Here is a 2086-nt window from a genome sequence, read left to right as displayed (position 1 = left end):
AACTTTCTTGCCGTTGTTGAGCTGCGCGGACTGGGTGATGTTCACCTGATAGCGGCCCGGCGCGCCGAAGACCCAGTTTGGGTGCACGTGGGTGTTTCGTGGGATGGCTTTGCTGCCCTGGTATCCGCCACCTGCAGCGCGGAACCATTCTTCACCCACGATCTGGCCCAGTTGGCCTTGCGAGTACACGGTCATTGGGCCTGGTCCGCTAAAGCCGGTGATGTCCCAGCGCACGGCAGATGCCAGGTGCTCGTGCATTGATTGGTGCTGCGTATTAGCGCCTAGCCACGGCACGCCTGCGACCTGCGTGGCGCCGATCATCCAGGCTTTTCCTTCCGGCACGGTGCCGACGGTGCTCGGCAGGTTCACCTCGGCATTCGACGATAGGTAGAACGTCGCCCCTTGTGCTGGGCGCCATTGCGGCGGGCTGGTGGTGTCGTCTTTGATTTGTGGCTGCAGACCTGGGGTGCATTGTGCGTTGCCGCCGCCGGAAGTGCTTGCCGACGCCGAACCGCCGGAAGCACCGGCTGGTGGAGCGGATTTCGGTGCTGGGCCCACATGCGCGCCACCGGCGCGTGGCCCTGGGGCTGCTCCCCCGCCACCCTGTGGTGCTGGGGCGCCAGGTTGGTTGCCTGCGTGGCCGCCGTGTCCACCGGCTTGTCCTCCACCGTGGCCGCCTGGTGCTGCAGGTGCTGGTGCATCCCCGGCTTCGCCGCCGACCTGCCAGGTGTAGGTCACCGCGTTACTGGATTGTCCGTTGGCGCTGGCATACACCGTCATCTGGTAGGTGCCCGGGTGGGTAAATGCCCAGTTGATGTGCTTGTGTGCGGGGTATGGCTGGTTGATGACCGAGCCGGTGCGCAGGTTGTAGGAGCCATCGTTGGTGACGGATTTGATGCCCCCGAAGCCTTCGGTTTCGAAGATGTAGACCTCGCCCGGGCCGGAGACGTCTTGGAAATTGAAGTCCACGGCTTGGTATCCGTCGGCAGCAATCGGTTGGGTGTCCCAGCCCGGCCAGATGACGTCGTGGTTTTGTGATTGGGGCAGGAAGTACGTCGCTTGGCCAATGCCATCGACGCCTGCTGTAGCTTCTGACCAGGCGGCGTCACTGACGTGCAGGACGACGTCGTCGCCAGGTCGTTGTACTCCGCCGCCGGTGATGTCTTCTTTCATCGACAGCGACAGTTCTCCGCCGTGTGAGGTGACGTAGAAAACGTCGACGTGTCCACGGTCGAAGGTTTGGGCTAGCGCGGTGGGGGCGAATGCGGCTACCCAGCACAGCACCAAGGCTGTCAGCAGCGCGGAGTATGTGCGTGCTGGCCGTGGCGACACAGTGTGCAATGCGGTCATGTGCGGTTACTTTCCGGGGAGATGGAATCTGGGGGGGGTGGTGGGTTTAGTTTTTTAGCTGCGGGAAACGGTCAGTGATGAAGTTAAACACCTGCGGTTGTAGCTCCATGAACAGTGCAACCATGCGGGCGATGAACACACCGCCCAGCAGTGGTGCCAACAGATGGACGGGGTTGAACTTGGAGAAAAAGCCCTGCGGCGATGAGTCGCCCGGCTTGGATTGGTTACCTGGGTCCTTGGGCGCTTCAGGCTTGGGCTTTTTCTGCTCGTTCTGCTCATTGTGGTTGCCGGATTGTCCATCGCCAGGGCTTTGCTGGCCTGGGTCGTTTGGTTGGTTCGGGTTTGGCTGGCTCGGGTTACCCGGTTCGTGTGGCTTATTCGGGTTTGGCGCAGGGCTGGTTTTACAGGTCTCCAGAACCTCGTCACCAACTGCGACGACGAGTTCTTGGCTCTCGGATTTCAGTTCCTGGCCCTCTTTTGTCGTGCCGCTGTAGCTGACGTCGAAGGTGTAGATTCCCGGATTAGAGAAAGCCCAGTGCACATGGGTGTGCGCCGAGTAATGAGATTCAATCGAATAATCCTGTTTGGTGGAGTCGGCAAGAATCTCATGATCGCCTCCGAAAGACCCCTTATCGATGAACACACCCCAGCTGGAGTTTTCCGGTGTTTCACGTGGAACTAGGTTCAGAGATACCGGGCCGTCGAATTCGTCCTGCACCGGAATGGCTTCGGTGTT

2 protein-coding genes are annotated in these 2086 nt (G+C 60.6%); both read right to left on the bottom strand.

Features of this window, described 5'->3' with window-relative positions:
- A partial coding sequence (locus BKN05_RS12100; RefSeq protein ID WP_286688747.1) for a TIGR03773 family transporter-associated surface protein occupies positions 1 to 1350 on the bottom strand: 1350 nt, incomplete at its 3' end.
- A 46-nt stretch (positions 1351 to 1396) separates the two neighbouring features.
- A partial coding sequence (locus tag BKN05_RS12095; RefSeq protein WP_286688746.1) for a choice-of-anchor M domain-containing protein occupies positions 1397 to 2086 on the bottom strand: 690 nt, incomplete at its 5' end.

The sequence above is a fragment of the Corynebacterium sp. S5S1 genome (assembly GCF_001913985.1).
GTDB classification, from domain to species: domain Bacteria; phylum Actinomycetota; class Actinomycetes; order Mycobacteriales; family Mycobacteriaceae; genus Corynebacterium; species Corynebacterium marquesiae.
This window is presented reverse-complemented; position numbering and strand designations above follow the sequence as displayed.